The following is a 26,339-nucleotide window of genomic DNA, read 5'->3' on the forward strand; positions in this document are numbered from 1 at the left end:
CTATACCTGAACACGCAGCAGGGCTTTGAATAAAATTAAGCGCTTTATTTAGCCGCCTGAACCATCACGGGCACTTCCAGATTCTCCCACCGCAGCACAATTCCTTCATTTTTCACATCGTACACAAGTCGTTCGTTCATCGTGTCGGCCTGGCGCGGCTTGGCCGTCACACGCAGCACATCCTGCTTCTCGTCGTACTGTGTGCCCCACTGCTTGGCGGTTTTATTGAAAATAACTGTCCACTCGTCCTCGCCAGGTATAGCATAGAAGCTGTAGGTGCCAGCTGGCAGCCTTTGCCCCTCCACCATGACGTCGCGGTCGGTGGTAACGGTGGTCGCTTCGTTTGCCCCGGCACGCCATACCTTGCCATAAGGCACCAGTTCGCCCCAAATGGTGCGTCCTTTTACAGACGGACTGCTGTAATTGATGATGATGGTCGCATCGCCCACCTTTCCGGAGGCGGTAGCTGGCGGACTGGCCTTTTGCTTGGCGTCCTGCGCACAGGCTGTGGATGATACCATTATGCCGATGAACAGCATCACAAGCGCATTCAGAAATCGTAGATTTTTCATAGTAGTTTATTTTGATTTAGGCAGAAAGATAGGCAATAGATCGATATCCTACCACAAGATTATCAACCAATTAGCTAACGAGCAGCAGCAGCTCCAAATTGTGTGACCGAAGCAAAGGATTTGCCCCCGCTACTAGCCCTTTGCAGCATACCCGCCTTTCTTCCGTATAGAGAAAAACTGCTACAATACGGCAGGACAATTGAGAAAGCCGCGAAGCCTATGCCTTCCACTAACCGAAACAGAAGAACTTCTACACGAAAACTACGCGTCTCTACAACGGGTGCCGGCACACGGGGCACCAGTCAGCCGCAGGGCTATACCACAGCTCCCACCCGCAGAAACCTCCGCACAAAAGCCCGCCGAAGAAAACCGGCCCGGGGCTCGGCTGTGAAAGGCGCCCAGAACCGGCTTCGTAATTTCCGACAGGCCTCGATCCTGGCTGTGGCCATCACGGGTTTTATCCTCTTGATGTTTGCTCCAAGCGAAGCAGGCCTTGCGCAGGAAAACGGCCCGGACTCAGTAGCCGTGGTGGAGGAAGTGGCCGTAGAGGAGCTGGTACCCGGAGATACAGCTTCAGAAGTGGTAACCCAAAATGGATCTACCAAAGAAGCCGCAGAAGAAGCTATTGGGGCCTTACAGGGTCTTTGGGAAAGCTTCATCTTCAACCTCCCCAAGATCCTGATTGCGCTGGCCACACTGGTGCTGGCCTGGCTGCTGGTGCGTATGCTACGGGCTATCCTGCAGCGCACCATCGGCAAGTGGCAAAGCTCCAGCGCCATCATCTCGCTTGTCTCCATCGCGGTTTGGCTATTGGCAGTAGGCGTAGCGCTCAGCGTCGTGGCTGGTGACATACGGGCGCTGGTTGGTTCTTTTGGCCTCATCGGCCTGGCCTTATCGTGGTCACTGCAAACGCCTATTGAAAGTTTTACGGGCTGGCTCATGAACTCCTACCAGGGCTACTACCGCGTGGGTGACCGTATCCGGGTAGGCGAGGTATTTGGCGACGTATACCGCATCGACTTCCTGACTACTACTGTGTGGGAGATCGGGGCGCCTTATCAGCCGGGCTTCGTACGGGCAGAGCAGCCAACCGGCCGCCTGGTCACTTTCCCAAACAATGAAGTTCTGACGGGAACGGTCATCAACCTGACCGGCGACTTCCCTTATGTGTGGGACGAGCTGGATGTAGGCGTGGCTAACGAGTCGGACGTGCCGCTGGCCATGGAGGTGCTGGAAAGTGTGGCATTAGGCCTGTTGGGTGACTACATGAAGACTCCAGCTGCCTCCTATTCACAACTCCTGCAGCGGGCAGGGCTGGACGATGCCGTGCCGGACAAGCCGCAGGTGTTCGTGTCTATGGACGAGTCGTGGACCAATGTGACCATCCGCTACCTGGTGGGCGCGCGCGAGCGCCGTAAGTGGAAGAGCGAACTCACCCTGCGCATCACCAACGAACTGAGCAAGCCTGAGTATGTTGGCAAGATCATTCCGGTATACCCACGCCAGCAGGTGCAGTTCATCAGTCCGGATGGCATTCCTACAAAAGCCAGCCCCAGAAACGACAGTGAATCTTAAACCACAACTAATTTACTATCAGAAACCTGCAAAGCTCAGATTTGCTTCAGAATTGTACCGTAAACTTGTAGCATACTAATTTTTAACACTTAAAAATCAGGAGTTATGAAAAAGATACTAGTTGGATTTGCCTTCGTAATAGGTTCAGTTGTAGCGGTTGAGGCGCAGGACGTAGCCGAAAAGGATGTACCTGAAGCTGTGAAAAGCGCACTGTCGCAAAAGTATACCAACGCCACTGACCTTGAGTGGGAAAAGCACGGTGAGAACTACGAGGCTGATTTTGACATAGACCGTATCGACCATACTGTGATGATTGACCCATCTGGTAAAATACTGATGACCAAGCGTGATGTGGAGGAGAAAGACCTGCCACAAAATATACGCACTGCCATCAGCCAGAATTACAAAGGCATGCGCCTGGACGACATCGAGCAGGTGGAGAAAGACGGCAACACCTATTACCAGTTAGAGCTTGAACAGAAACCCCAGGATAAAAAGGTTGTACTGTCACAGGATGGAAAAGAAGTAACGGACCCAGCTTACTGGGACTAACTACTTGCCTTCTAAATATTAAAAGAAATGCCCGGGGCTATGCTTCGGGCATTTCTTTTGCCTATGCCCTAAAAAAGCCTATACCTGCCTCGGCATGACATACTGCTCTAAGGGGAGATACAGGCGAACTGTATACTTGCGCCGAATACCCGCGTAGGAGGAGAACCTGAACTTACCTTATGGCCCATGCGCGTACTCTGGAACTACCTGCAGCCCCATCGCGGGCTTGTTATACTCTCTTTAGTACTTGCCGGCATCAGCCAGGTGCTGGCGCTCGTCGACCCCATCATCTTCGGCAAGATCATCGACGATTACGCCACGCCGCCTTTCACCATGACCAGCGAAGAGCGGGTAAAAGGTGCCCTGTGGCTAATGCTGCTGGCTGTGGTTGTCGCACTGCTCTCTCGCCTGGCCAAGGCTTTCCAGGAGTACTTTACCAACCTGGTCGTGCAGAAGTTTGGGGTGCAGATCTTCAACGACGGCCTCAAGCAGACCCTTAAACTCTCTTACCAGGAATACGCTGACCAGAATAGTGGCGAAACACTTTCTATCCTCCAGCGGGTGCGCCGTGACACGGAGCGATTCATCAACTCCTTTATCAATATTCTCTTTTCGTCACTGGTGGGTGTGGGCTTCCTGGTATGGTACGCTATCACCAAACACTGGGCGCTGGTACCTATTTTCATTATCGGGATGGTGGTACTCGGCGGACTCACCAGTTTGCTGAGCGCGAAGATCAAGACCATGCAGCGCTCCATCAACCGGGCTACCAACAAGATGTCGGGGGTGATCACGGAGTCGCTGCGCAACATTGAGCTGGTGAAAAGCCTTGGCCTGACCTACCCCGAAATAAGGCGCTTGCGCGAACACACCGAGCGCATCTTTTCGCTGGAAATGGCCAAGGTAAAGCGGGTGCGCACGCTCTCTTTTCTGCAGGGCACTGCCCTTAATCTGCTCAAGCAGTCCATCCTGTTCACGCTGCTCTGGCTGATCTTCCGGGATGTGCTCTCTACCGGTGAGCTGATCTCGATGCAGTTTATCTCGGTGAGTATATTCGGTCCGCTGCAGGATATGGGTACTATCATCCTGACCTACCGGGAGGCCGAAGCTTCGCTGCATAACTTCGCTGAGCTGATGAACAAGCCCGTCGAGACAAGGCCTGAGTCGGCGATTGACGTGGGGCCGCTGCAGCAACTGCGTTTTCAGGACGTGGTGTTCCGGCACAAGGGCGCTCCGCAAAACTCCGTCGATGGCATTTCCTTTGAGGCCAACACCGGCGACACCATCGCTTTCGTGGGACCGTCGGGCTCGGGCAAATCCACGCTGGTGAAACTGCTGGTGGGGTTATACCTGCCGGCCAGTGGGGAGATCTACTACAATGGCACACCCGTGAAAGAAATCTGGCTGAACGAGGCACGCCGGCAGCTGGGTTTTGTGACGCAAGAGACGAATCTGTTTTCGGGCACCATCAAGGAGAATCTGCAGTATGTGAAACCGGACGCTACTGACGAAGAAGTAGTACGTGCCATGGAAAAGGCTTCCGCAACCACCCTGCTCTCCCGCTCCGAGCAGGGCATCCACACCCAGATAGGGGAAGGTGGGCTGAAAATGTCGGGTGGTGAGAAGCAGCGCCTTTCCATTGCCCGCGCCCTTATCCGCAACCCGCGCCTGCTTATTTTTGATGAAGCCACCTCCGCCCTCGATTCGCTCACCGAAGAAGAGATCACGGCTACTGTGAAAGAAATATCTGCCCTGCGGGAGCAAATCACCATCCTGATTGCCCACCGCCTCAGCACCATCATGCACGCTGACACCATCTATGTGCTCGAAAAAGGAAAGATCATAGAGCAGGGAAACCATGCAGAGTTAGTGGAGCAAAAAGGTCTGTACTACGCTATGTGGCGCCAGCAAATAGGCGAGCGTAAGGTGGAGCTGATCCGGTAGATGCTTTGCAACTTTCTGCCAGCGCACGCGGTATGCAAAGCAACACATTAAAGCAGAACACTATACCTATGAAACTATACCTCTCTATAATCACCTGCTTGCTGGCCCTCGCCTCTTGCGGATCCGACTCTGCTGACGGCAACTACAACCGCGCTGCCGACGATGAACTGATCGACAGCCAGATCGACTCCGACACCAAAACCGCTATCGACAGTGTGGCCCGTACCACCGACGAGGGCGCTATTCTGCATCCGCTGCCCGACACGCTGACTACCCTGTTGCAACAGCGCCAGCCGCAAACCGAGGTGGTAGTGCTTACCGACCAGACTATGTCGAACCGCCGCCTGCAGGTAGACAACCCCCTATACCTGCGTGGCAACCTCAACGGCAATCGCCATCCCGACTACGCAGTGCAGGTGCTGCAGAATGACTCCATCCACATCCTGGCTTTTCTGGACTACGGCACATCGCAGGTCCGTGAAATGAAAGTAGCAGCATACCCTTCGCAGCAGCTGAACGACCGCAGGTATAGCACCCTGCAGCTCAAACTAGCCCCCCAGGATTCGCTTGTGCGCAACCCACGTCAGCAGCAGTTCACTAACCTCAGAACCGACGGCGTGTCCGTGCTAGACGGCAACCGCACCACCCTATACCTGCTGCAGAATAACCGCTTTATACCTTTCGACGCCCAGCAGTAAGGTATAGCGCTGGTTAATCCGTAAATTGCAGGCGCTATACCTCCTTTTTATACTTGTCACAGTCTATGCCTGCTCCTAAGTCTGACAAACCTGTCCCCTCGCTCACGCCACAAATCTCCTCTGAAGACCAGCGCAGACTGAGCAAACTGCAGCAGGACTTCAATAAGAAAGTGGCACAGATAGAGCAGCTGAAGCAGGAACTAACCTCGCGACGCGATAGCATGGACCTGGCCCAGAAGCGGATTGAGAAGGAACTGCGCCCCATCATCATGCAGCAGGTGGAGCAGCGGGCTGCATTGGCCCATCTGCTGGACGAGGCCTTTGCCCTCCCACTATTCAGTTTCAGGGAGAAAGAAAAACTCGCCCTGCTCATTGCCGACATCGCACTGGACCTTATCCAGAACTATGAGCGCCAGGACCTGATAGCCCTGCACGACCGATATGCCGAGGTCCCGTATGCCGAGCGAGCGGTATACGCAGCTGACGAGGAAGATTCTCCAGAGGAAGACACAATCAGCGAGGAAGAGACCGCTATACCTGACAACAGGGATGAACTTGACGAGTACGAGCACCTGCAGGCCCAACTGGACCGGGAAGAGGAAGAGCGGGAACGAGCCAGGCAAAACCGCCAGAAAGGCCGCAAAACCAAAGCCCAGAAAGAGAAAGAGGCAAAAGCCAAGGCAGAGCTCAGCAATATCAGCAAAGCCAGTCGCCGCGTATATACCGACCTGGCCAAGCAGCTGCACCCCGACAAGGAGCGTGACGAAACCAAACGCGCCTGGAAAGAGGAAGCCATGAAGCGCGTGACGCAAGCCTACCACCACGACGACTTCTTCGAGCTGCTGCGCCTTCAGATGGAGTTTATGCAAGAGCATGGCCAGGCACTCGACAAACTGCCCGACGAGCAGCTGCAATACTATGTAAGGCTACTGGATGAACAGCTAAGCGAACTACAGGCTGAACTCAACGGATTCATCTTCGGCCCCAACGCCACGTTCTACGACCGCTTCTGCGGAAGCCCGAAGCAGATGAACCAGAAATTTAAGCAGGCCAAGGAAAGCTTGACCTATGAGTTGGAGCAGCTGAAGCAGAACCTGCGCGTGCTGCAGGACCCGGTTCAGATTAAGGTATTGCTGAAGTAAAATGTTGACTCAAAAGACCTCACAGAGTTTGCAGAACCCGCGAGGCCTATACCAAGAGTTACTGCTTCTCCTATTTAAAAGACACGACTGCCAGATCAGCCAGCTCCATCCTTGACTGCAGCAGGATACCATATTTCTTCTCCAATTCCTCCTTTGTCTGGCTGAAATCCCCTTTAGGAAGTTTAATGTCATACTTACCTGACTCCAGAAGTTTTCTTTCAGAGATAAGTCCCACCTTAAAATTTGTTTCGATAGCGCTTACCAGTTCGCCTAAGGTGACGTTTTCGCATGTGATACCCTCATCGTTATATAACACTGTAGACTTCCCAATGTCTGCCACAGCATTGCTCGCCAGCAAGCTGCTGTCGGCAATGGACACATCCCAGGCATCCTGTTTCTGTGAACGGTAGGTCACATCAAATTTGTATAACTCCTGCAGTTGCGCTAGCACTACCTGTTTGTTGTGACTTATATCGGCAGCAGTATGGGTTTTATAGGTTAGGTTTATGGCTGTGTGCTGATGCTTTGTTTTGCCAAATTTTACTAAAGAGGACTTCTTATCCAGTAAATCCAGTACCACATCGTGCAGCTTATGATTCTCAAATACTACTGAATCTGTTCCTGTATACCTGAATGCAGTAGCGGGCTTGTCATACAGCATGCGTTCTTCCACCTGCAGGGTATAGTTTTCATTCTGGATATGTAGTTTTTCTTTCATGGCACCCATCGTAGCCAGTGCCAACCCAAAGAACAGTGCATTATGAATGGCATGTAAATAAAAGCCCCAGAAAAAGCCATACTTTACCCGCATATACCCAAGCAGCATACCTGCCACAATCTGAGGAGCCACCAGTATTGGGATAAGCAGCACAACAGCCGATGTGTAGTCAAAATCGGTGTAGTTGATAATGTGCATAAGACCGAAAGCCAACGCTACGAGGTAGAAGAATACCCCGTATGCTTTGCCCCATACTTTCTCCCAGAAACGTGTGATTGTATCGGCGTTCAAGGCGTAAAACACTAATGCCATACCTAACATAACCCATGTACCGATAGCCCCTTCCAAAGGAAACAGATTGTAAGCCAGTACGCCTAATGCAATAGCTGCCGCTACCGCAAGCAGCGCCATATAACCGTTTTTAAACCTTAAGCCGTAGCGGAACACTAGTTCTTCAAGGAATGGCACCACCAGCACACCCATCAACAGAAAAGCCCATACAGGCATTGATCGCATCGATTCAATAATGGCATGGCTATTACCCGTGTACCACCCGAGCCATTCTACCATTTGAATAGGCCCCATCAGTGCAAACATCAGCACCATGTCGATGACAAGAATAATCAGCAGAATACGCCATTTATAGGCGTTACTATCAAGTTCAGCAGGCTGATCTTTCGGATTCTTTAGGAAAGCCCAAATATCGGAGGCAGTTTGTTTCAGTTGATGCGTAAATGAATGGAGCATAAAAAGTCTAAACAACAATAAATTGATCACAATCTAAATATATAAAAATATACCTATATTTTATGACCCCATGAATTCTTGTGTCTTTTTTTATTCGGCTATACCTTAAGATAGTCCTCCATAATGGCAATGGTTTCGATAGGAGCGCTCAGGTTAGGACAATGGCCAGTGGCTTTCATTTGCACCAGCGTAGAGTTTCGGATGGCTTTATGCAAATAGGTCCCGACCTCCGCCGGAGCAATAATATCCTCAGCACACTGCATGATTAAAGCATCGGTCTGTAGCTTGGGCAGGTCCGGGCGGTTGTCTGACAGAAAAGTGACCTGCGCAAAGTGCCGGGCGATATCGGGGTCGGTGTTGCAGAAGCTTTGGGCCAGTTCCTCCCCCAGCGAGGGCTTATCTGGATTACCCATGATCAAAGGGGCAAAGGTATCGGCCCAAAGCGGGTAGTCGTGCTCCATGTACGCCAGCATGGATAATACATCGGCCCGGTCAAATCCACCGACATAGTTTTCGTCGTTGATGTAGCAGGGCGAAGGCCCGATCAGAATCAGCTTGCTAAACAGAGCTGGGGCTCTGATGGCGCTGAGCACTCCCATCATGGCACTCACCGAATGCCCCACAAAGATCACATCTTCTAGTTCCAGTGCATCGCACATTTCCAGTATGTCGGCTGCATAGCCGTTGAGGGAATCATACTTGCCAGTGTCATACGCAGAAAGGTCAGAATTACCCGCTCCTACATGATCAAACAGCACGATCTTATAATGCTGCTGGAAGGCAGGTGTAACAAAGCGCCACATGTTCTGGTCACAGCCAAAGCCATGTCCGAACATAAGCGGTTGATCTCCTTTCCCAAAGGTATGTATGTTATTTCGTTTGACCACATCCATTGTATCCTCCAATAAGTGCTCCTCTCATCCCCCCTTCAGGTACAATCAATATATACTGCCTCAGACAACAATCACTAATATGCTTATACGAAGTATTAATAAGATTAATTTAACGAGATGTATTTGGTTACTGTGGAAAGAAGATAACTATTGATTTAGCCAGAAAGAACTCGGTTCTTTAAATCGCAGTGTGGCCTCTACCTTACTCGCTCCAGCACACAATAAATGTTGTAAGTAAAATACTCCCGCATGAATGGGAAATGGGAAATAACTTTAAACAATTTCATAGAGAGCTTATCACTGACATTGGTTCTAAAATCAGTCACCATCATGCCTTCCACACTGTTGAACATACTGATATACTCTTTAAGAGAATAGCCGTTTAGGCCTAGATCATAAATACTTTTCACCTTCTCCTTTCGGTACTTATTTAATCTATCTATATAATGCTGCTCCCCAAATATAACGTGGGTCCAAGGCAGTTTGTGCTGCAGCCTACGGTGGTCACCCCAGGGCGAATTGTAAAGAGGACCAAATCCGGTTACAATCTTACCCCCTACTTTCAGCTTATCCCGCATATCCTCCAGTAATACATCCAAGCTCAGGATATGCTCAAATGAAGCTTTGGATATGATCAGGTCAAACCCCTCATCTGGCAAATCTCTTAGATTGCAGCAAACAAAACTGATACGGTCAGCTACCTCAGGGTATTCACTCCGTACTATTTCACGGGCATCCTCTATCCGATTGGGCTCTATATCAACACCTATCACTTGGCTGGCTCCCCGCTGCGCCATGTCTACTGTCAGTGCCCCATACCCACATCCCAGGTCAATCACCCTCTTTCCTTCATAGTTTATATCCGGAAATCGCTCTAAAAAAATAGGATTCTTAGAGTTCTTCTCAATTAAGAAGTGCTTCATCTTTTTTAAGGTTTGCGTTGTCATGATGCTATTATTTAGGTTAGTAATTGATATGCATCCTATTGGAATAAATTCATTGTGATGCTCGGAATGAATCCATTATGATATAAAGTCACATAAAGCTGACTCTGTCAAGCTCCAAGGAAACTTGGTTAGTTCGCATAAACAGTCTAATCCTCTAAGAATCAAAAAAACCAAACTTATTTAGCAGATTAAGCAGCTTGCCATAAATTTCTAATTTTTAAACTATATCAATATAAATTTTAATAATTATAATTATATAATATAAATCAATTACGATATGAACAATTATATGTTTTTAAAATACAAATAATTGCAAAACTTATAAACTCCAATTGTGTGATGGATACTAGTATTTTACAAAAATAAAAAAGGAGGTGGCATGAACTCTTGTGTAGAGAAGGATGATTCGATACTAGATATGTGAGAGGGGAGCTGTCAGGTCCTTGATTTCTGTTTGCAATTCCTGCGCGAGAGGTTGGATTCTTAGCATCACTGTTTCTTTGTTGCTGTCGCACGATAGTGGAATTTTAGTACCATCCTCCAGCCATAAATAGCTGTCAAACGAAGTGGATACGGTAGGTCGCCAGGAGCGGTGTGAACCAGAAGAAGTGGATCTGTTCTTCTTTAGAAAAATACATTTAGAGCCAGGATACGGCTCTCTGGTGCCAACGGTGCGCCCTAGTATATTCACCCCCAGGCAATAAGTACCTTGGCATAGATCGAGTTCGAGGCACTTGTACTGGATCAGTGGAAAAATGCCAAACAGGATCATAAGGACACCAACTAATGGATAGAGCGTAAACAGCCAGATGCCACCAGCGACAATAATTACGGCGTATAGTTTCGTCGAGAAGCCGATCGGGTCAGTCAGTCTATAGCGGAGCAGCGGTGTTTCCATAGTGTGTATACAATATATAAAGTTTTTAACAGCAAATTAGGCAACACAATAGAAAGGAGCCTCAATTTTCAACATCATTCATCAGTATTTATATTTACCATGTATGGCGTATGCTAACTCTCTCCCACCCATAGTCCTCCAGATATGCAGAGGGTTTAATGTCTGTTGCTTATTTATCACCGCATTATTCTGCCTGGATGTCCTCCTACTCCCTCGCATTGTCCATCAGGAAAGAATTTTAGAAATTGAGGAAACTTATGCAACGTTTCGCAACATACATTACAATCGCGTTACAAAACCTCTAGAAAACGTTGTCTTAATCACGGATAATTTTAGAATTCCTTTCAGAGCAACTGCCTTCATGCATCTTGAGCAGGCTGACTCGGTTCAAATAACAAGTTCTCCTCTTTTGAAAATAATAGAGAGAGGAACCATAAAGGTGCCCTCACTTGAAAAACCTTTGACACAAGAGGCTGGAATGTTTGGAACACTTATGTTCATACCCATCACATTTGCATTAATCTCCTTGCTTGGTGTAATCATGTGGAACAACAAGGAGCAACTGCTGAATGCGACCGTTATGAATGTCATCATGCTTTTGATCGTGCTCGTAATGCTAAACTACTTTTAACCAGAAGAATTCCGGATTCAACAATTGAGCTTAGCTAAAACCCCTCCCCCAAAAAACCATAACTTCCGTATCTTTGTAAACTACAACCAGCAGAACACGACTATCGAAAAGTCCTGTGTTCTGCCTTTGCTGTTTTGTGACTTTTAGAACTGAATGAAAGTAACTGATTTTTTAGAGCTGTACCGACTCGACGGGATGGTGCAGACCATTGCCGAGCGACTAAAAGCCGACAAACCCTACCGCCTGCAACTCAAAGGTATGGCGGGAAGTTTGGATGCCGTAATGGCCTCGGCCGTGTATACCTTGCACCCGCAGCATCAACTCTTCGTGTTGCATGACAAGGAGGAGGCGGCCTATTTCTATACCGACCTCAAAAACCTGCTCGGCGACGAGAAGGAGGTCATGCTGTTTCCGACATCTTACAAGCGCCCTTACAGCTTCGACGACACCGAGAACGCCAACATCCTGATGCGGGCTGAGGTGCTCAACCGCCTTAACACCAAGTCTGACAAGGGCGAGCTGATCGTGACCTACCCGGAGGCGCTCACCGAAAAGGTGATCAACAAAAAATCGCTGGTGGAGAACACGCTGGGGGCCAAGGTGGGTGAAAAACTGGATGTGAATTTCCTGAGCGAGATGCTGGCCGAGTATGGCTTTGAGCGGACCGAGTTTGTGTACGAGGCCGGTCAGTATGCCGTGCGCGGTGGTATTGTGGATGTTTTCTCGTACGCAAACGACCTGCCCTACCGCATCGAGCTTTTCGGTGACGAGATTGAGAGTATCCGCTCCTTCGATCCCGACACGCAGCTGTCGGTAGAGACGAAGAAAAGTATCTCGATCATACCGAACGTGCAGACCAAACTGCTGCAGGAAACACGCGAGGCTTTCCTCGACTTCTTGCCCAAGAACACAGCCATCTGGTTCAAGGATGTGCGCCAGACGCTGGATGTGATTGACGAGTATTTCGACAAGGCGTCACATGCTTTTGACAAGCTGATGGAAGGTAGCGGCGGCACCCAGATCGTGTCAGACCCGGAGCAGCTGTTCCAGACGCAGAAGCAGTTCAAGAAGCTACTCGAGAAGTTCAGCATCGTGGAGTTTGGCAAGCGCTTCAACTACAAAGACACCGAGGTAATGCAGCTACAATCCAAGCCGCAACCCTCATTCAACAAAGATTTCAACCGACTGGTAAAAGACCTGCACGAGCAGCAGAGCAAAGGCTTTGTGAACATCATCGCCACCGAGTCACCGCGCCAGATCAACCGCCTCACGACCATCTTCGACGAGCTCGACCACGACATGCGTTTCCAGCATTTGGCGGTTTCGTTGCGGGAGGGCTTCATCGACGAGCAGCTCAAGATCACCTGCTATACCGATCACCAGCTCTTCGACCGCTTCTACCAGCACAAAGCCAAAGAAGGCCGCTCCAAAACCAAAGCCATGACTTTGAAGGAGCTGCGCACCCTGCAGCCGGGCGACTACATTACCCACATGGATTACGGCGTAGGACGCTTTGCGGGGCTGGAGAAAGTGGAAGTTGGCGGCCGTCTGCAGGAGGCCATCCGACTGGTGTACCGCGACGACGATTTGCTGTACGTGTCCATTCACTCGCTGCACAAGATCAGCAAGTATAGCGGCAAAGAGGGCGGTCCGCCGACCATGAGCAAACTAGGCTCGCCGGAGTGGGAGAACAAGAAGAAGAAAGTAAAGAGCAAGGTAAAGGACATTGCCGCCGAGCTCATTCAGCTATACGCCAAGCGCAAAGCCGCGCCTGGCTACGCCTATACCCGCGACGGCTTTTTGCAGGCCGAGCTGGAGTCGTCGTTCATTTACGAAGACACCCCGGATCAGGGCAAAGCTACCGAAGATGTGAAAGCCGACATGGAGCAGCCCCACCCGATGGACCGTCTCGTGTGCGGCGACGTAGGTTTTGGCAAAACGGAGGTGGCCATACGTGCCGCCTTCAAAGCAGCCTGCGACGGAAAGCAGGTGGCGGTACTCGTACCGACCACTGTACTGGCCATGCAGCATTTCAAGACCTTCCGCGACCGACTCGAGCAGTTCCCGGTCACAGTGGATTATATCAACCGCTTCAAAACAGCCAAGGACATAAAGAACACCCTGCAGCGTGTGGCCGATGGCAAAGTGGATATTTTAATAGGTACGCACCGCATTGCCAGCAAAGATGTCAAGTTCAAAGACCTTGGCTTGCTAGTGATTGATGAGGAGCAGAAGTTTGGAGTGAAGACCAAGGAGAAACTGAAAGAGATGCGCGTAAACGTGGATACGCTCACGCTCACAGCCACGCCTATACCTAGAACATTACACTTCTCGCTGATGGGTGCCCGCGATCTGAGCGTGATTGCCACGCCTCCGCCAAACCGCCAGCCTGTAAAAACCGAACTGCATGTGTTCGACGAGATTCTGATTCGTGATGCGGTGGCTGCGGAGCTGAAACGCGGTGGCCAGGTATTCTTTGTGCACAACCGCGTGAAGGACATCGAGGAAATCGCCAACATGATCCTCAAGCTGGTTCCGGACGCCCGCATCACCTATGCCCATGGCCAGATGGACGGTGAGACGCTGGAAAAGCGCATGATGAAGTTTGTGGAAGGCGAGTACGATGTGCTTGTGTCGACCAACATCATCGAGTCGGGTCTGGACATTCCGAACGCCAACACTATCATCATCAACCGGGCGCATATGTTCGGCCTGTCAGACCTGCACCAGATGCGGGGCCGTGTCGGTCGCTCCAACAAGAAAGCCTATTGCTACCTGCTCACGCCGCCTGTGGCTGGTCTGCCGACCGATGCCCGCAAGCGCCTGAGCGTACTCGAGGAGTTCTCTGATCTCGGCGAGGGCTTCAAGATCGCCATGCGCGACCTCGATATACGCGGTGCAGGCAACCTGCTGGGCGGCGAGCAAAGCGGCTTCATCAATGACCTCGGTTTTGAGATGTACCACCAGGTGCTCGACGACGCCATCAAAGAACTGAAGGAGACCGAGTTCCGTGACCTGTTCCTGAAAGACAACTTGGCCGAGTTTGTGGAGCCTGTACGTGACTGCAACATCGAAACCGACATGGAGGTGCTTATACCTGACTGGTATGTAGGCAACATCTCGGAGCGCCTTAACCTCTACAGCAAACTCGATAGCACCAAAGACCTGCAGGAGTTGGAAAAGTTACAGGCCAGTATCATCGACCGCTTCGGGCCGCTACCGGAAGAGGTGCAGAAGCTGGTGGAGATCGTAAAGCTGCGCTGGCAGGCCCAGCAGCTGGGTTTCGAGAAACTCACCATCAAGAAAGAGGTAATGAAAGGCTACCTGCCGAGCGAAAACAACGATGCTTACTTCCAATCCGAGACCTTTGGCAACATCCTCAAATACGTGCAGCAGCATTCACGTCGCTCCCGATTAAAAGAGGCCAAAGACAAACTCATTGTAATTGTGGAGGACATCCAGAGCATCGCTGATGCCCGGGAAGTTTTTGACAGCCTTGACGTAAAAGCTACTGTGAGGGGGTAGACTTCAGAATGATATTCCCATAATGCTTCATCAGCTGCACAAGGCATCACAAATAACATGGCTCTGTGCGGCTGACCTATTTTTTTGGGAAGTAAAACGATTTAGGTAATTCTTAGACTAAATTTTGCTATTTTAGTAACTCCTATGCTACGAAAACCAAACTTAAGTCTAAATTAGTACCTGTGCACTCTAAAATTCCGACATCCGTACCTACACTAGAGCCCATCTTCAGGGCTCTGACAGGGCTATACCTTGTCCTGACGCCTGACTTAGTCATCGTAGATGCTACGGATGCTTTGCTGCAGCAAACGCATGTAAAGCGCGACGAGATCATAGGGCAGCATGTATTCCATATTTTCCCTAATAATCCCGACAATCCGCAAGTGGACTCAGAGGGCTCCGTGCACCAATCATTGCAGCATGTGCTGGTACATAAGGAACCGCACAATCTCGAAATGCTTCGCTACGACATTCCGACAGAAAACGGTTTTGAAGAACGCTACTGGAACACAACCACCATCCCTATCATGAATGAATTTGGGGAGGTACAATATCTGGTGCATGAGGTCCGCGACATAACCGACAAGGTCCTGATCGATCGTGTGCATCAGCTGCGTCAGGAACAGCTAAACCTGCTCACTAACGCAACCAAGGCCGTTGCCTGGGAATACGACATCGTAAACAACCGCATGACATGGGGCGAGGGGCTGCAGGAAGTTTTGGGTTATACGCCAGAAGAAATGGGTCCGGGTGGCGAGTCATGGGATTCACGCGTGCACCCGGATGATTTTGAGGAAGTGCAACGCAGCATACAGCAGGCACTGGCCAGCAAGCAGAGCACCTGGAAGGGAGAATACCGCTTTCAGAAAGCGGATGGCAGTTATGCCTATATACTTGACCAGGGCTACACGGCCTATGACTCCAAAGGCAATCCTATCCGGACCATCGGCTCTATTATCGACATCACGCAAAACAGAGACACACAGGAGGCGCTTCGGGAAAGTGACGCTCGCTTCCGTCACCTGTTGGAGGTGCTCCCGCACATGGCCTGGACTGCCTCTCCAAAAGGCAAAGTGCTTTTTTTCAACGACAACTGGTATAGCTACACAGGTATGCGTCCTGGCCAGACCGATGGCTGGATCAGCGCTGTACATCCCGAAGACTCAGCCATGGTGCTCACCAGCTGGCACAACGCTGTGGCTTCAGGCAGTAGCTTCGAGATAGAATATCGTATACGCCACCACATAGATGGCAGCTATCGCTGGTTCCTAGATCGGGGCCTGCCGATGCGTGATTCAGACGGAAACATCACGCTCTGGATTGGCACTTTCACGGACATTGACGATCAGAAAAACCAGGGGGACTATCGTGAAGATGACAGGCTGGAGAGCATACTGCGTCTAGCGCCGGTACACCTGTGCATGTTGCATGGGCCGGATCATGTGTGCCAGTATGTGACACCTGGGGTATACAAACTCTACGGCAATAGGAACTACATAGGCCGGTCTGCCCGTGAACTTTGGCCAGAGCTCGAGTCGCTTGGTTTTTTTGACCTGCTACATGAGGTATACACTAAAGGCCGCACCGTTTACATCAACGAGTTCCGTACTCAGATCGATGACGAGTTAAACGGCAAGCTGCGCGATGCCTATATCAACTTCAAATACCAGCCCCTATTTGACAGCACTTCCTGCGTAGAGGGCATTATCATCTCAGCAATCGAAGTAACCAGTCTGGTGAGGGCCAGGCAGAGAGCGGAGGCATTAGCCAAAGGTGAATCCTGACACTTCTGATTTTTGTCTTTTTTTAAAACAAAAAAGGCTCTACTTTGTAAAAGAACTCAAAATACCAATTATGAAATCTGTAAAGACTATCCTGCTTATAGACGACGACGATACAACCAATTACCTAAACCAGCGACTGCTGTCCCGTATGGAAGCTGCATCGGACATCAGGGTGGTAACCAATGGCGAAGAAGCTCTCGACTACCTCAACAAAGCCTTCAGCGGCGAAGAGAACTATCCGAAGCCGGACCTTATTTTTGTTGATATCAAAATGTCTGTGATGGACGGTTTTGAGTTTCTCGATGAGTACCAGCGGTTTGATGAAGATAGCAAGCTGCGCACCGTCATGCTGATGCTTACTTCTTCGGCCAGCTTTTATGACCTGGAACGTCTTAAAAAATATCCGGAGGTACGCAGGCACTACTCCAAGCCACTGGCTGAGGCCGATGTGCGTGAGATCATGGAAACCTATTTTTAGCAATACCTTATCTGATAGTTTAATGAGACGCCCTCACGAGGGGCGTCTTTTTTTTATACCTGACGCTTTGCCAACAATAGCCCCTGTAAGCCGTAAAAAATAACGCCGCCGCAAGGCTAAACTTTTACATCGCTTATTAAAACTAAAATAGAATTATGGAAAACAGAGGAGAAAACCACGGAAGGCCTGGTGAGGAAAATCAGCGCATCGGTCGGGAACTATACAACAGAGATAGAGAACAACAGCACTCAAAACGCTACGCCTACAGAGGCCAGGACCAAAACGAAAGAAAGTGGGATGAGGGCAATTACTTCCACACTGGTCCCAGCCCGAGAGGAGCACAGGACCGCGACCGACAGGCTGAAAGTGGCCGTCACTACTTAGGCAACAGACCTGCTACCTATCAGAGCAATCAAGGCTCTTTCCAGAGCGGGCACTATGGCAGTCGCAGTGAAAGCCCTTACCGCAACGAGAGCCAATACCTGAACCATGGTTACAGAGGCCAGGACAGCGGTAGCCAGCAGCCTTACCGTCCGCAGATGGGCGGTGGTTCGCAGCCGGGCAACTACAACGAGCCCCCTACCTCGCAGGACAGTTTGTGGCGTGAAGGACCAGGCAGCCGCAGCCGCTACAAGGAAACCGACTACCGCTACGGCAGCGGCTCACACAATTGGTACAACGAAGGCCGCTACTCACCTGACGTGGAACCGGACAACCGCGACAAGCGTGGTTTCTTTGAGCGTGTACGCGACACCTGGGATGATATAATGCACTCTGATGACCCCGATTACCAGCCGCGCAACCGCTATGACTCTGAGCGCAGAGCCGAGCAACTGAGCAGCCGAAACCGTTACAGTGGGGAGTCTTACCGCGACCGCAACTTTGACCGTGGCTATGAAGGTGGTCCGCGCTGGGCCGACGAGATTGACTCTGGAAACGATGATTATTATAAAGGTACTGACAGAAGCCAACGTAACCGCCGCTAATGCGTATAGCAGACAGATTAGGTTACTTTGGTAGTAGATTAGTAATGAAGGCAGCCCGCCGGCAACGGCGGGCTGCCTTTTTTTGCGCTGAATGCGGTCGCTTATAAACATCAGGCCCGTGTGCCCGTACATAAAATCCGGTGCTGTCACATACCTGACTCTGGCCCCTATGTCGTACAGACTCCTGTGGCGGCACTTATTTTCACACATCTTAGAAAACAAAAGGAAAACAAATGCATCACGAGGAACAAGAAAGACATCATGAGCGGCATGAACGCCCACGTCGTCCGCACCCACGCCACGAAGTAGAGCAGCAGAACTTTCGCAGCCGCTGGGAAGAGCCCAGACCCTTTATGCATGACCGTGAGAGAAGGCAGTATGAGGAAGAAATGCGCATACGGGAAGAGCGGGAGCGACATGAGTACAGGCAACAACAACACGAGCGGCGGCAGCAAGAAAATATAAACCAACACCAACACGGCTTTTCAGACGATCACCACCCGCAACACCGAAGAGAGGAAACAAGAGAATGGCGGGATGGCAATGAACACTACAGCCCCGAGAACCAGCATGCCCGCGACCGATGGCAGCAGCACGAGCAGCTCCCCCCATTGCGAGAGCAGCGGCGCCGGCATCAGAGTCGTCGCGACGAGGACTGGGATGAGCGCGGCTGGTAGCGGCACACCCCATGAAATTCAGAAACGCTTCCTGAACCCGGCGCCAAACGACACCAGTTCTGGTATGCCGGGCACCAGGTTAAGCGACAGATCATACTGGCCCTTCAGTTGGTAGTTGTACTCAAACTCACCGCCGTACCAGTAAAACTTGTACTGCCAGTCACCGCTGCGGTTAAAGTAGCCATCATCTTCGTAGCCCTGCAGTCGGTTCCAGTCGCGACGGTATACCAGGGTGGGGCCAAAGCCACCATTCAGGGAATGTCGCCCTGCCTTGAATATCTGTCCGCGCCAACCCAGGTGTGTGAAGCCTGCCAGCGAGGAGGCACAGTCGGAGTATAGCCCCTGCTCTACCCGCACACTGATGACTTCGCGTACCACAAACCGGTCGTAGCCTACTATACCTCCAAAATTCAGCACGGCTATACCTTTCCGGTCAAGCCGGTTCTTGAAAAGCTCCGGGTATGGCGTTGGGCGCAAATGCATGGATAAACCGAAGAACTTTACAGTAAAGGCGTTCTTATAGGCGGGCTGCTCCTGGGCATGGCCCGGCAGGAGGAGCGAAAAGCTGAAGAGAAATAACAGTAAAGTTCGACAAAGCTGCTGCATACCCCACTATATACAGTTTAGAGCGCATTTTGTTAGCAGATCGCTGTACCTTTGCACACAGTATGACCACTTCGCTTGACATTTTACTGAACCAGGTACGCACCTGCCGGCTTTGTGCTGAGCACCTGCCACATGGCCCCAGGCCAGTGCTGCGGGCGGCCCCTTCAGCACGACTGCTCATTGTGGGGCAAGCGCCGGGCACGAAGGTACATGCCAGTGGCGTACCCTGGGACGACCAGAGCGGCAAGCGCCTCAGGCAATGGATGGGCATTGATCCGGAAGTGTTTTATGATGAACAGCAGGTTGCGATCGTTCCGATGGGATTTTGTTACCCCGGCAAAGGCAAAAGCGGCGACCTGCCGCCCCGACCTGAGTGTGCTCAGCACTGGCACCAGCAACTGCTGCCGCTGCTGCCCAACATCCAGCTCACTCTGCTGGTAGGCAAGTACGCCCAGGATTACTTTCTGGGCGGAGCCGCCAAACCAACCCTCACCGAAACCGTTACCCATTGGGCAGACTACCTCCCCAGGTATATGCCGCTGCCTCACCCCTCGCCACGAAACCAGTTCTGGCTCCGACGCAATCCTTGGTTTGAGGAGGAGGCTATACCTGTACTGCAGCAGCTCGTGGCCCAGACCCTTGGCTAAATTTTCTTGGTATCTACCCCGTAAATATTATCTTCGTTCATCAGCAATAAAACCACCTTATGATCAACTACCCAGGCAGCAAACTTCCTGATGTCGGCACCAGTATTTTTGCTGTGATGTCGGCGCTGGCCAATGAGCACGGAGCCATCAACCTGTCGCAGGGCTTCCCGGATTTTAACTGTCCCGACGAGCTGATTGCGCTGGTGACCAAGTACATGCAGGAAGGCTATAACCAGTACGCCCCCATGCCCGGCATGCCGGCGCTGCGTCATAAGATCAGCGAAAAGACGGAGAAGGTATACGGTTACCGCCCGGACCCGGACCAGGAAGTAACTGTAACATCCGGTGCGACGGAGGCACTTTTTGCGGCCATTACGGCGGTCGTAAAGTCAGGCGACGAAGTGGTGGTACTGGAGCCCTGCTACGACAGCTATGCACCGGCCATTCGGCTGGCGGGTGGCATCCCGATCTATGTGCCCCTAGCCTTGCCCGACTTTAGCATTGACTGGGAGTTGCTGAAGAAGAACATCTCGCGCCGTACCCGCATGATCATCATCAATACGCCGCACAACCCGACGGGTGCTGTGATTCCGCGTGAAGACCTGGAGAAGCTGGCCAACCTGACCGACGGCACGGATATTCTGATTATGAGCGACGAGGTATACGAGCACATGGTGTTTGACGGCAAAGAGCACGTGAGCGCCCTACAGATCGAGTCGCTGCGGCAGCGGTCCTTTGTCATTTCATCCTTCGGGAAAACCTACCACACCACCGGCTGGAAAATAGGCTATGTGGTAGCGCCTCCTGCACTTACTGCTGAGCTGCGCAAGATGCACCAGTTCATCACCTTCTGCTCTGTCACGCCTCTGCAGCTGGCCATCGCCGACTACATGGATAACGAGGAGCATTACCGCTCCCTCCCCGACTTCTACCAGGCCAAGCGCGACCTGTTTTGTGAGTTGGTGAAGCCGTCACGATTCGAGCTTATACCTTCGGCGGGAACCTACTTTCAGTTGCTGAAGTATGACGCGATCTCGCAGGAGCACGACCTGGACTTTGCGAAGCGACTGACACAGGAAATCGGTGTAGCCTCTGTACCTGTCTCGGCCTTCTACCACAACAAAACCGACCACCACTACCTGCGCTTCTGCTTCGCCAAAAGTGAAGAGACGCTAAGGCAAGCGGCAGAGAAGCTGGTCAAGCTATAGTTGTCGGTTGTTTTAAATAGCAATCATTCTTCCTCAAGATATTAGCACATTAAAAAATGGACCTCCGTGTAACCATCATCCAAACCAGCCTGCACTGGCAAGACGCTGCTGCTAACCGAAGCATGTTCTCTGAAAAACTAGCCTTAGTAGCACCCGACACAGACCTGGTCGTGCTGCCCGAGATGTTTACGACGGGTTTTAGCATGGATGCTTCCGGGCTGGCGGAAGAGACAGAAGGACCTACGCTAGAGTGGATGAAGGAGGAAGCAGCGAAACACGAGGCTGTGCTGACGGGTAGTGTGATCGTGCGGGAGGGTGAGCAGTACTTCAACCGGCTGTACTGGGTGCGTCCGGACGGTACTTACGAGCATTACAACAAGCGCCACCTGTTCCGGATGGCAAAGGAGCACCATACCTATACCCCAGGACAAGAGAAGCTGCTGGTGGAGTTAAGAGGCTGGAAAATTTGCCCCCTGGTGTGCTATGACTTGCGCTTCCCGGTATGGAGCCGCAACGTAGGTAGCGAGTATGATTTGCTGCTCTACGTAGCTAACTGGCCTAAGCCACGAGCCAATGCCTGGAGCATCCTGCTGCAGGCCCGGGCCATCGAGAACCTGAGCTATGTGGTGGGCGTAAACCGCGTCGGCACGGACGGAAACGGGCATCCGTACTCCGGCGACTCAGCCATTATCCACCCCAAAGGGTATAAGCTCCTCGAAACCACCGAAGCGGAAGGTATGCACACCATCACGTTGAGCAAGCAGGAGTTAACCGATTTCAGAGAAGCTTTCCCGGCGCACCTTGATGCCGACGATTTTACGTTAAACTGATTCTGTCAGAAACTGGCGAAGCGCGTCTTCATCTGCCAGAAAAGTATAGGCTATACCTGGCCGGGACTGCAGCATGCGCAGCAGACGGGGTTGCTGCCCCACGAGCAGGAGGTGACGCTGCGGATGCGGCAAAAGCAGTTCTTCCAGCAAGGGCATCAGCCGGTTCAAATCTCCTGCCCCACCCTTTACGCACACCACCGTTTCGGGATTTTCCTGAAGCAGGCGCACAGCGTACTGTTGCAAGGTGGCATCGGACTTAGCGTCTACATCAAAGACAGGTATAGCCGGCGCGTGCTGCCGCACCAACTGCAGGATGGGCTTCTCAAATTTGCTTTCCTCCGAAAGGTCTATTAACAGAAAGGCCTGCATCAGTGTACTACCAGTCTGCGGGTTTCGTGGCAGCCGTTGCGGGAGGTGGCGCGCAGCAGGTATACGCCGGCTTTCAGATGGCTCAACCTTAAGGTATGGCGGCGGTTGTAGTTGTCAGCCCCATCGTATACCTTGCGCCCGATCATGTCGTGCAGTACCAGCGATACTGACTCACTCGCCTGCACCTGCACAGGCTCCTGCGCTCCGGCCACCGGATTCGGGTATACCTTTAGTCCCAGGCCACTTGGCTTATCATTTGGATTACCGTAGTTGCCGCCTGTTTGCTGCAGCAGGTATAGGCCTCCTCCCTGCGTGCCAATGGCCAGGTATAGCTGGTAAGGTCCGCCCAGTTCAGCCACAGCCAGACCGAGTCCGCGACCAAAACGGGTGGCATGTGCTTCTCCTGTCAGCTCGTTTTCCAACACCTCGGTCGTCTCGGTAAAGTCGCCGTTCAGATGATCCAGGAAATCACGGTAAATACGCAGGGCCCCACTGTCATCCACCGTGAGCAGATCTAGCTTGGCGTTGCCGTCTATGTCCACTACAGCTGGCGCCAGGTTGCGGCGGTAGAAGTCAAATTTGATTCCGCCGATGCTTTGTTTCTCCAGCACAAAGCCGTTTCCGGAAGAGCGATAGTAGTCCAGCGTACCACCGGCTTTACCAACCAGCATATCTACTCGCTGGGCATCTACCTGAAATAAGTGAGGAGTATCACCATCAGCCAGGGTATGCAGGTGAAACAGGCGAGCCGTATTGAAAGCGGCAGGCTGTCCGGATTTCGCATCGTTTATGAAGTAAGCAATCTGTGTCGTGCTCCCCCCATGATGCCCTGAACCATGCTGCTCGTTTGCCATTTTATAAGTCAGGACCAGATCAAGTACTCCATCTTTGTTGATATCAAATAAGGATGGCTTTAGTGATAACATGTCCTTAGTGGACAGGGCAAGGTAGTCGTCTGTGATAAGCGTGAAGGCGGGCTCAGCTAAAGTACCGGTGTTGCGATAGAGGCTGAGCGTCGCTACGAAGCGGCCATTGCGATCCGACCGCCCGTTTCCAACCACCAGGTCAAGCAGGCCGTCGCCATCAATATCCGCAAAGGCAGGGTAGGCGTTTTCGCCCAGGTCGATCATTTGGCTCTGCAGGAAGTTGTCTTGGGCAAATTCAAAGTTTGGCTGGCTGACTGAACCGGTGTTGCGGTACAGCCAGGACGAGCGCTGCAGCTCCAGGTTCCCCATGTTCTCGTTGCTGTTTGGGGCTACGAGCAGGTCAGGTATACCATCGAAGGTTACGTCTTCGTAATAAGCCGCCGGGAACAGATTAAAACTGGCTGGCTTTGGGCCAACAGGGAAAACGGGTTCAAAGCTTTCCATGCGGGCCAATGTGCTAGTGCCTTTGTTTTCCATCATCACCAGGTCTTTGCACTCCACACTTCCCATCAACAGGTCTTTTGCGCCGTCGCCATTCAGATCTATCGCCAGCAAAGCCGAGCCATCGTGACCGGAGTGCAGCGGTGCGGCCATACGGCACTGTATCCCGAATCCAAAATTGTTGCAGCCATGGCATTCCGTGATCTGCCCCCACCAATCGGAGCCGAGCGCGAACTCCAGCGTGCCACAGGGCTTGCCTTCTTCTACCTGCATATTCTGGTAGTACTCCAGGGTATAGCCCCCCGAAAACTCCGACAGCAGGATATCCAGGTCGCCGTCGCCGTCCATGTCCACAATGGCAGGTATATCGGAAATATTCATTTGCATATTGATGGTGTTCACGCCATTGCGGCTCCGGTAAAAGAGGGCATCCTGTGCCAGCACAAAAGTCGGATACTTGTTGCTGCTTGCCTCCTGGCGGTATACCCGTATACCCAGGGGTGTACTCGTAAAAATGTCTTTCAGGCCATCGCAGTTGTAGTCACGCAGCAGCACCCAGTTTTCCAGTTCGGCCGGAAACATGACTTCATACTCGGGCGCATACTGATAGCGCCACTGACCTCCCTGCTGGACAGCCAGGTAGGTATAGACCTTGCGCAACATACGATCGAAGATAAACAGGTCGTCGCGACCGTCTTTGTTCAGGTCGATGGTGGAGAACTGCGGGGTGTTGAGCCCACCACCCCAGGGATTCTGCAACTGGGCACTATTAGCCGTAACCGGAATATCACTGCGTTGGCTGAATCGCAAGGGTTCCTGAGCAAACGCATTAGGTATGAGCAGCAAAAAAAGGAGGATGTAAAACAGGTAGCGCATAGGCAGTTCGTTGGGCAATCGGGCTGTTGCTTTTGCCGTTTTGATTGTATATTGCCATGGCAGCCGTCGGCTATACCTAAGCTCAGCATGCTGCCACCAATTTATAGACTAAAAATACGCATTTCATGCCGAACAGCATCGACTTTCTTTACCAAAAATACCTGGAGTGCCGCCACGTCAGCACCGACTCCCGTGCCCCGCAGGACCAGAGCCTGTTCTTTGCCCTGAACGGACCTAATTTTAAGGGAGCCAAATTTGTGCAGGGTGCCTTAGAGAAAGGCGCCAAATACGCTGTGGTAGACGACCCGACGCTGGCATCTGACAACGTGTTTGTGGTGGAAGACACGCTGCAGGCACTACAGGACCTGGCCCGTCACCACCGCCGGCAACTCAGCATACCGGTGATCGGCATCACAGGCAGCAACGGCAAAACCACAACCAAGGAGCTGATCTATGCCGTGCTGAGCCAAAAGTTCAACACCCTCTATACCCAGGGCAACCTCAACAACCACATTGGTGTACCGCTGACTTTGCTTCGCCTCAAGCCCGAGCACGAAATGGCGATCATCGAAATGGGCGCCAACCACATCGGGGAGATTGCTTTGCTGAGCAGCATTGCCCAGCCCACGCACGGCATGATTACTAACATCGGTAAGGCGCACCTGGAGGGCTTTGGTAGCCTGGAGGGTGTGGCCCGCGGCAAGAGCGAGCTGTACGTGCACCTGCTGGAGCATGGCGGCACCGTGTTTGTGAACACTGGCAATGAGCACCTGATGCGCATGAGCCGCCGCATTGAAAGTAAAGTAACCTACCCTGCCCAAGGCGATTTTTACCACAGCGAATTGCTGGAGGCCTCCCCTTACGTGGTGTACAAAGACGAGGAAGGTAACGTGGTAAATACTCAACTGGTAGGCAGCTACAACTATGAGAACATGGCGGCCGCGGCCTGTATAGGCAAGTATTTCGGTGTGTCGCTGGCGAAAGCCAACACCGCCATCGCCAACTACAGCCCTGTGAATAACCGTTCGCAAGTGATGCAGAAAGGCAGCAACACCCTGATTCTGGACGCCTACAATGCCAACCCTACTTCGATGGCTGCGGCTATCCGAAACTTTGGCGGCATGAACGCCCCCCGCAAGGTGGTGATCGTGGGTGATATGCTGGAGATGGGCACTGAAAGTGCCTCCGAGCACAAAGCTATTGGTGAGATCATAGCCGAACAGAATTTTGACACGGTACTGCTTTGCGGACCGGAGATGAAGCATGCGGCTGAAACTGACAGCAAATTCCATTACTTCGCTACAAAGCCTGAGCTTCAGAGCTGGTTGCAGGCTAATCCGGTTTCGGAGAGCTATGTGCTGGTGAAGGGCTCCAGAGGTATGGGGCTGGAGACGCTGGTGGAGGTGTTGTAGAGCTAGAGATTACTCTTTAATCAGTACAACAGTTAGCGCCTGGTAGACCCGTTTTACCAGGCGCTTTTATTTATTCTGTTCGTTTTAATTTAAGTCTGCCACTTTGTTACCAATACGACTCAAACCGATATTATTTAAATCAAAAATATATCTTATTACAACATCAACCAACATCAGATACATAAAATAATATTTATTATAAATTAAATATAAGTTACTTTTTATAGATAACATTATACATATAACTTTAAATATAT

23 protein-coding genes are annotated in these 26,339 nt (G+C 51.5%); 15 read left to right on the plus strand and 8 right to left on the minus strand.

The genetic code is table 11. The features are described 5' to 3' along the window. Positions 1-44 precede the first annotated feature (44 nt). Positions 45-572 carry a DUF2911 domain-containing protein gene (locus BW972_RS03415; RefSeq protein ID WP_076421046.1) on the minus strand — a complete coding sequence of 176 codons (528 nt, stop codon included), beginning with the start codon at positions 570-572 and terminating at the stop codon, positions 45-47. Between the two features lie 219 nt (positions 573-791). On the opposite strand from BW972_RS03415, the gene BW972_RS03420 reads away from it, so the two are divergent. The 5 genes from BW972_RS03420 to BW972_RS03440 all read left to right on the plus strand — a co-directional run bounded on the left by BW972_RS03420 (position 792) and on the right by BW972_RS03440 (position 6,483). Beyond that, the gene (locus BW972_RS03420) at positions 792-2,147 is read left to right on the plus strand and encodes a mechanosensitive ion channel family protein (protein WP_234986281.1); all 1,356 of its coding nucleotides are present in this window, start codon (positions 792-794) and stop codon (positions 2,145-2,147) included. 105 nt (positions 2,148-2,252) lie between these two features. Next, positions 2,253-2,699: a PepSY-like domain-containing protein gene (locus tag BW972_RS03425; protein WP_007652756.1), complete on the plus strand. Its 447-nt coding sequence runs from the start codon at positions 2,253-2,255 to the stop codon at positions 2,697-2,699. 186 nt (positions 2,700-2,885) lie between these two features. Beyond that, positions 2,886-4,643, plus strand: a complete 1,758-nt coding sequence (locus BW972_RS03430; protein ID WP_076421047.1) for an ABC transporter ATP-binding protein — start codon at positions 2,886-2,888, stop codon at positions 4,641-4,643. A gap of 68 nt (positions 4,644-4,711) precedes the next feature. Further along, on the plus strand, positions 4,712-5,341 hold the full coding sequence (locus BW972_RS03435; protein WP_076421049.1) for a hypothetical protein: 630 nt from the start codon (positions 4,712-4,714) through the stop codon (positions 5,339-5,341). Positions 5,342-5,394: 53 nt separating this feature from the next. Next, positions 5,395-6,483: a J domain-containing protein gene (locus tag BW972_RS03440; protein WP_234986282.1), complete on the plus strand. Its 1,089-nt coding sequence runs from the start codon at positions 5,395-5,397 to the stop codon at positions 6,481-6,483. Between the two features lie 70 nt (positions 6,484-6,553). Here BW972_RS03440 and BW972_RS03445 read toward each other — a convergent pair whose 3' ends face one another. The 4 genes from BW972_RS03445 to BW972_RS03460 all read right to left on the minus strand — a co-directional run bounded on the left by BW972_RS03445 (position 6,554) and on the right by BW972_RS03460 (position 10,686). After that, positions 6,554-7,948 (minus strand): CPBP family intramembrane glutamic endopeptidase, encoded by a 1,395-nt coding sequence (locus tag BW972_RS03445; protein WP_076421053.1) that lies wholly within the window; start codon positions 7,946-7,948, stop codon positions 6,554-6,556. A 98-nt stretch (positions 7,949-8,046) separates the two neighbouring features. Beyond that, positions 8,047-8,841 (minus strand): alpha/beta fold hydrolase, encoded by a 795-nt coding sequence (locus BW972_RS03450; RefSeq protein ID WP_076421474.1) that lies wholly within the window; start codon positions 8,839-8,841, stop codon positions 8,047-8,049. A 197-nt stretch (positions 8,842-9,038) separates the two neighbouring features. Further along, on the minus strand, positions 9,039-9,788 hold the full coding sequence (locus BW972_RS03455; RefSeq protein ID WP_076421055.1) for a class I SAM-dependent methyltransferase: 750 nt from the start codon (positions 9,786-9,788) through the stop codon (positions 9,039-9,041). A gap of 412 nt (positions 9,789-10,200) precedes the next feature. Beyond that, positions 10,201-10,686: a hypothetical protein gene (locus BW972_RS03460; RefSeq protein ID WP_076421057.1), complete on the minus strand. Its 486-nt coding sequence runs from the start codon at positions 10,684-10,686 to the stop codon at positions 10,201-10,203. Between the two features lie 103 nt (positions 10,687-10,789). Here BW972_RS03460 and BW972_RS20000 point away from each other — a divergent pair, with 103 nt between their 5' ends. From BW972_RS20000 to BW972_RS03490, 6 genes are all read left to right on the plus strand, one after another. Continuing rightward, positions 10,790-11,317 (plus strand): hypothetical protein, encoded by a 528-nt coding sequence (locus tag BW972_RS20000; protein ID WP_076421060.1) that lies wholly within the window; start codon positions 10,790-10,792, stop codon positions 11,315-11,317. A 153-nt stretch (positions 11,318-11,470) separates the two neighbouring features. Next, positions 11,471-14,842, plus strand: coding sequence for a transcription-repair coupling factor (gene mfd, locus BW972_RS03470; protein ID WP_076421061.1), 3,372 nt, complete (start codon positions 11,471-11,473; stop codon positions 14,840-14,842). A 182-nt stretch (positions 14,843-15,024) separates the two neighbouring features. Beyond that, positions 15,025-16,626, plus strand: coding sequence for a PAS domain-containing protein (locus tag BW972_RS03475; RefSeq protein ID WP_076421063.1), 1,602 nt, complete (start codon positions 15,025-15,027; stop codon positions 16,624-16,626). A gap of 70 nt (positions 16,627-16,696) precedes the next feature. Further along, positions 16,697-17,104: a response regulator gene (locus tag BW972_RS03480; protein WP_007652775.1), complete on the plus strand. Its 408-nt coding sequence runs from the start codon at positions 16,697-16,699 to the stop codon at positions 17,102-17,104. 155 nt (positions 17,105-17,259) lie between these two features. Further along, the gene (locus BW972_RS03485) at positions 17,260-18,090 is read left to right on the plus strand and encodes a hypothetical protein (RefSeq protein WP_076421065.1); all 831 of its coding nucleotides are present in this window, start codon (positions 17,260-17,262) and stop codon (positions 18,088-18,090) included. A gap of 233 nt (positions 18,091-18,323) precedes the next feature. Continuing rightward, positions 18,324-18,767, plus strand: a complete 444-nt coding sequence (locus BW972_RS03490) for an acyltransferase (protein WP_076421068.1) — start codon at positions 18,324-18,326, stop codon at positions 18,765-18,767. Between the two features lie 18 nt (positions 18,768-18,785). Here BW972_RS03490 and BW972_RS03495 read toward each other — a convergent pair whose 3' ends face one another. Beyond that, positions 18,786-19,373, minus strand: a complete 588-nt coding sequence (locus BW972_RS03495) for a hypothetical protein (protein ID WP_076421070.1) — start codon at positions 19,371-19,373, stop codon at positions 18,786-18,788. 62 nt (positions 19,374-19,435) lie between these two features. Between BW972_RS03495 and BW972_RS03500 the strand changes: the two genes are divergently transcribed. Genes BW972_RS03500 through BW972_RS03510 form a run of 3 tightly spaced genes read left to right on the plus strand, consistent with a single transcriptional unit; the run spans position 19,436 to position 22,058 of the window. Next, positions 19,436-20,020 carry a uracil-DNA glycosylase family protein gene (locus BW972_RS03500; RefSeq protein WP_007652783.1) on the plus strand — a complete coding sequence of 195 codons (585 nt, stop codon included), beginning with the start codon at positions 19,436-19,438 and terminating at the stop codon, positions 20,018-20,020. A gap of 59 nt (positions 20,021-20,079) precedes the next feature. Then, on the plus strand, positions 20,080-21,228 hold the full coding sequence (locus tag BW972_RS03505) for a pyridoxal phosphate-dependent aminotransferase (protein WP_007652784.1): 1,149 nt from the start codon (positions 20,080-20,082) through the stop codon (positions 21,226-21,228). 56 nt (positions 21,229-21,284) lie between these two features. Further along, positions 21,285-22,058, plus strand: a complete 774-nt coding sequence (locus BW972_RS03510) for an amidohydrolase (RefSeq protein WP_076421072.1) — start codon at positions 21,285-21,287, stop codon at positions 22,056-22,058. On the opposite strand, the gene BW972_RS03515 is transcribed toward BW972_RS03510, so the two are convergent. After that, on the minus strand, positions 22,050-22,427 hold the full coding sequence (locus tag BW972_RS03515; RefSeq protein WP_007652794.1) for a hypothetical protein: 378 nt from the start codon (positions 22,425-22,427) through the stop codon (positions 22,050-22,052). The two genes, BW972_RS03510 and BW972_RS03515, sit on opposite strands and share 9 nt — an antisense overlap. Further along, a complete protein-coding gene (locus BW972_RS03520; RefSeq protein ID WP_143731827.1) occupies positions 22,427-24,688 on the minus strand; it encodes a T9SS type A sorting domain-containing protein in 2,262 nt (753 codons plus the stop codon). The genes BW972_RS03515 and BW972_RS03520 overlap by 1 nt, the downstream gene beginning before the upstream one ends. 107 nt (positions 24,689-24,795) lie before the next feature. On the opposite strand from BW972_RS03520, the gene BW972_RS03525 reads away from it, so the two are divergent. Continuing rightward, positions 24,796-26,082, plus strand: a complete 1,287-nt coding sequence (locus BW972_RS03525) for a UDP-N-acetylmuramoyl-tripeptide--D-alanyl-D-alanine ligase (protein WP_076421078.1) — start codon at positions 24,796-24,798, stop codon at positions 26,080-26,082. Positions 26,083-26,339 lie beyond the last annotated feature (257 nt).

It is taken from the genome of Pontibacter lucknowensis, from assembly GCF_900156415.1.
Taxonomy (GTDB): domain Bacteria; phylum Bacteroidota; class Bacteroidia; order Cytophagales; family Hymenobacteraceae; genus Pontibacter; species Pontibacter lucknowensis.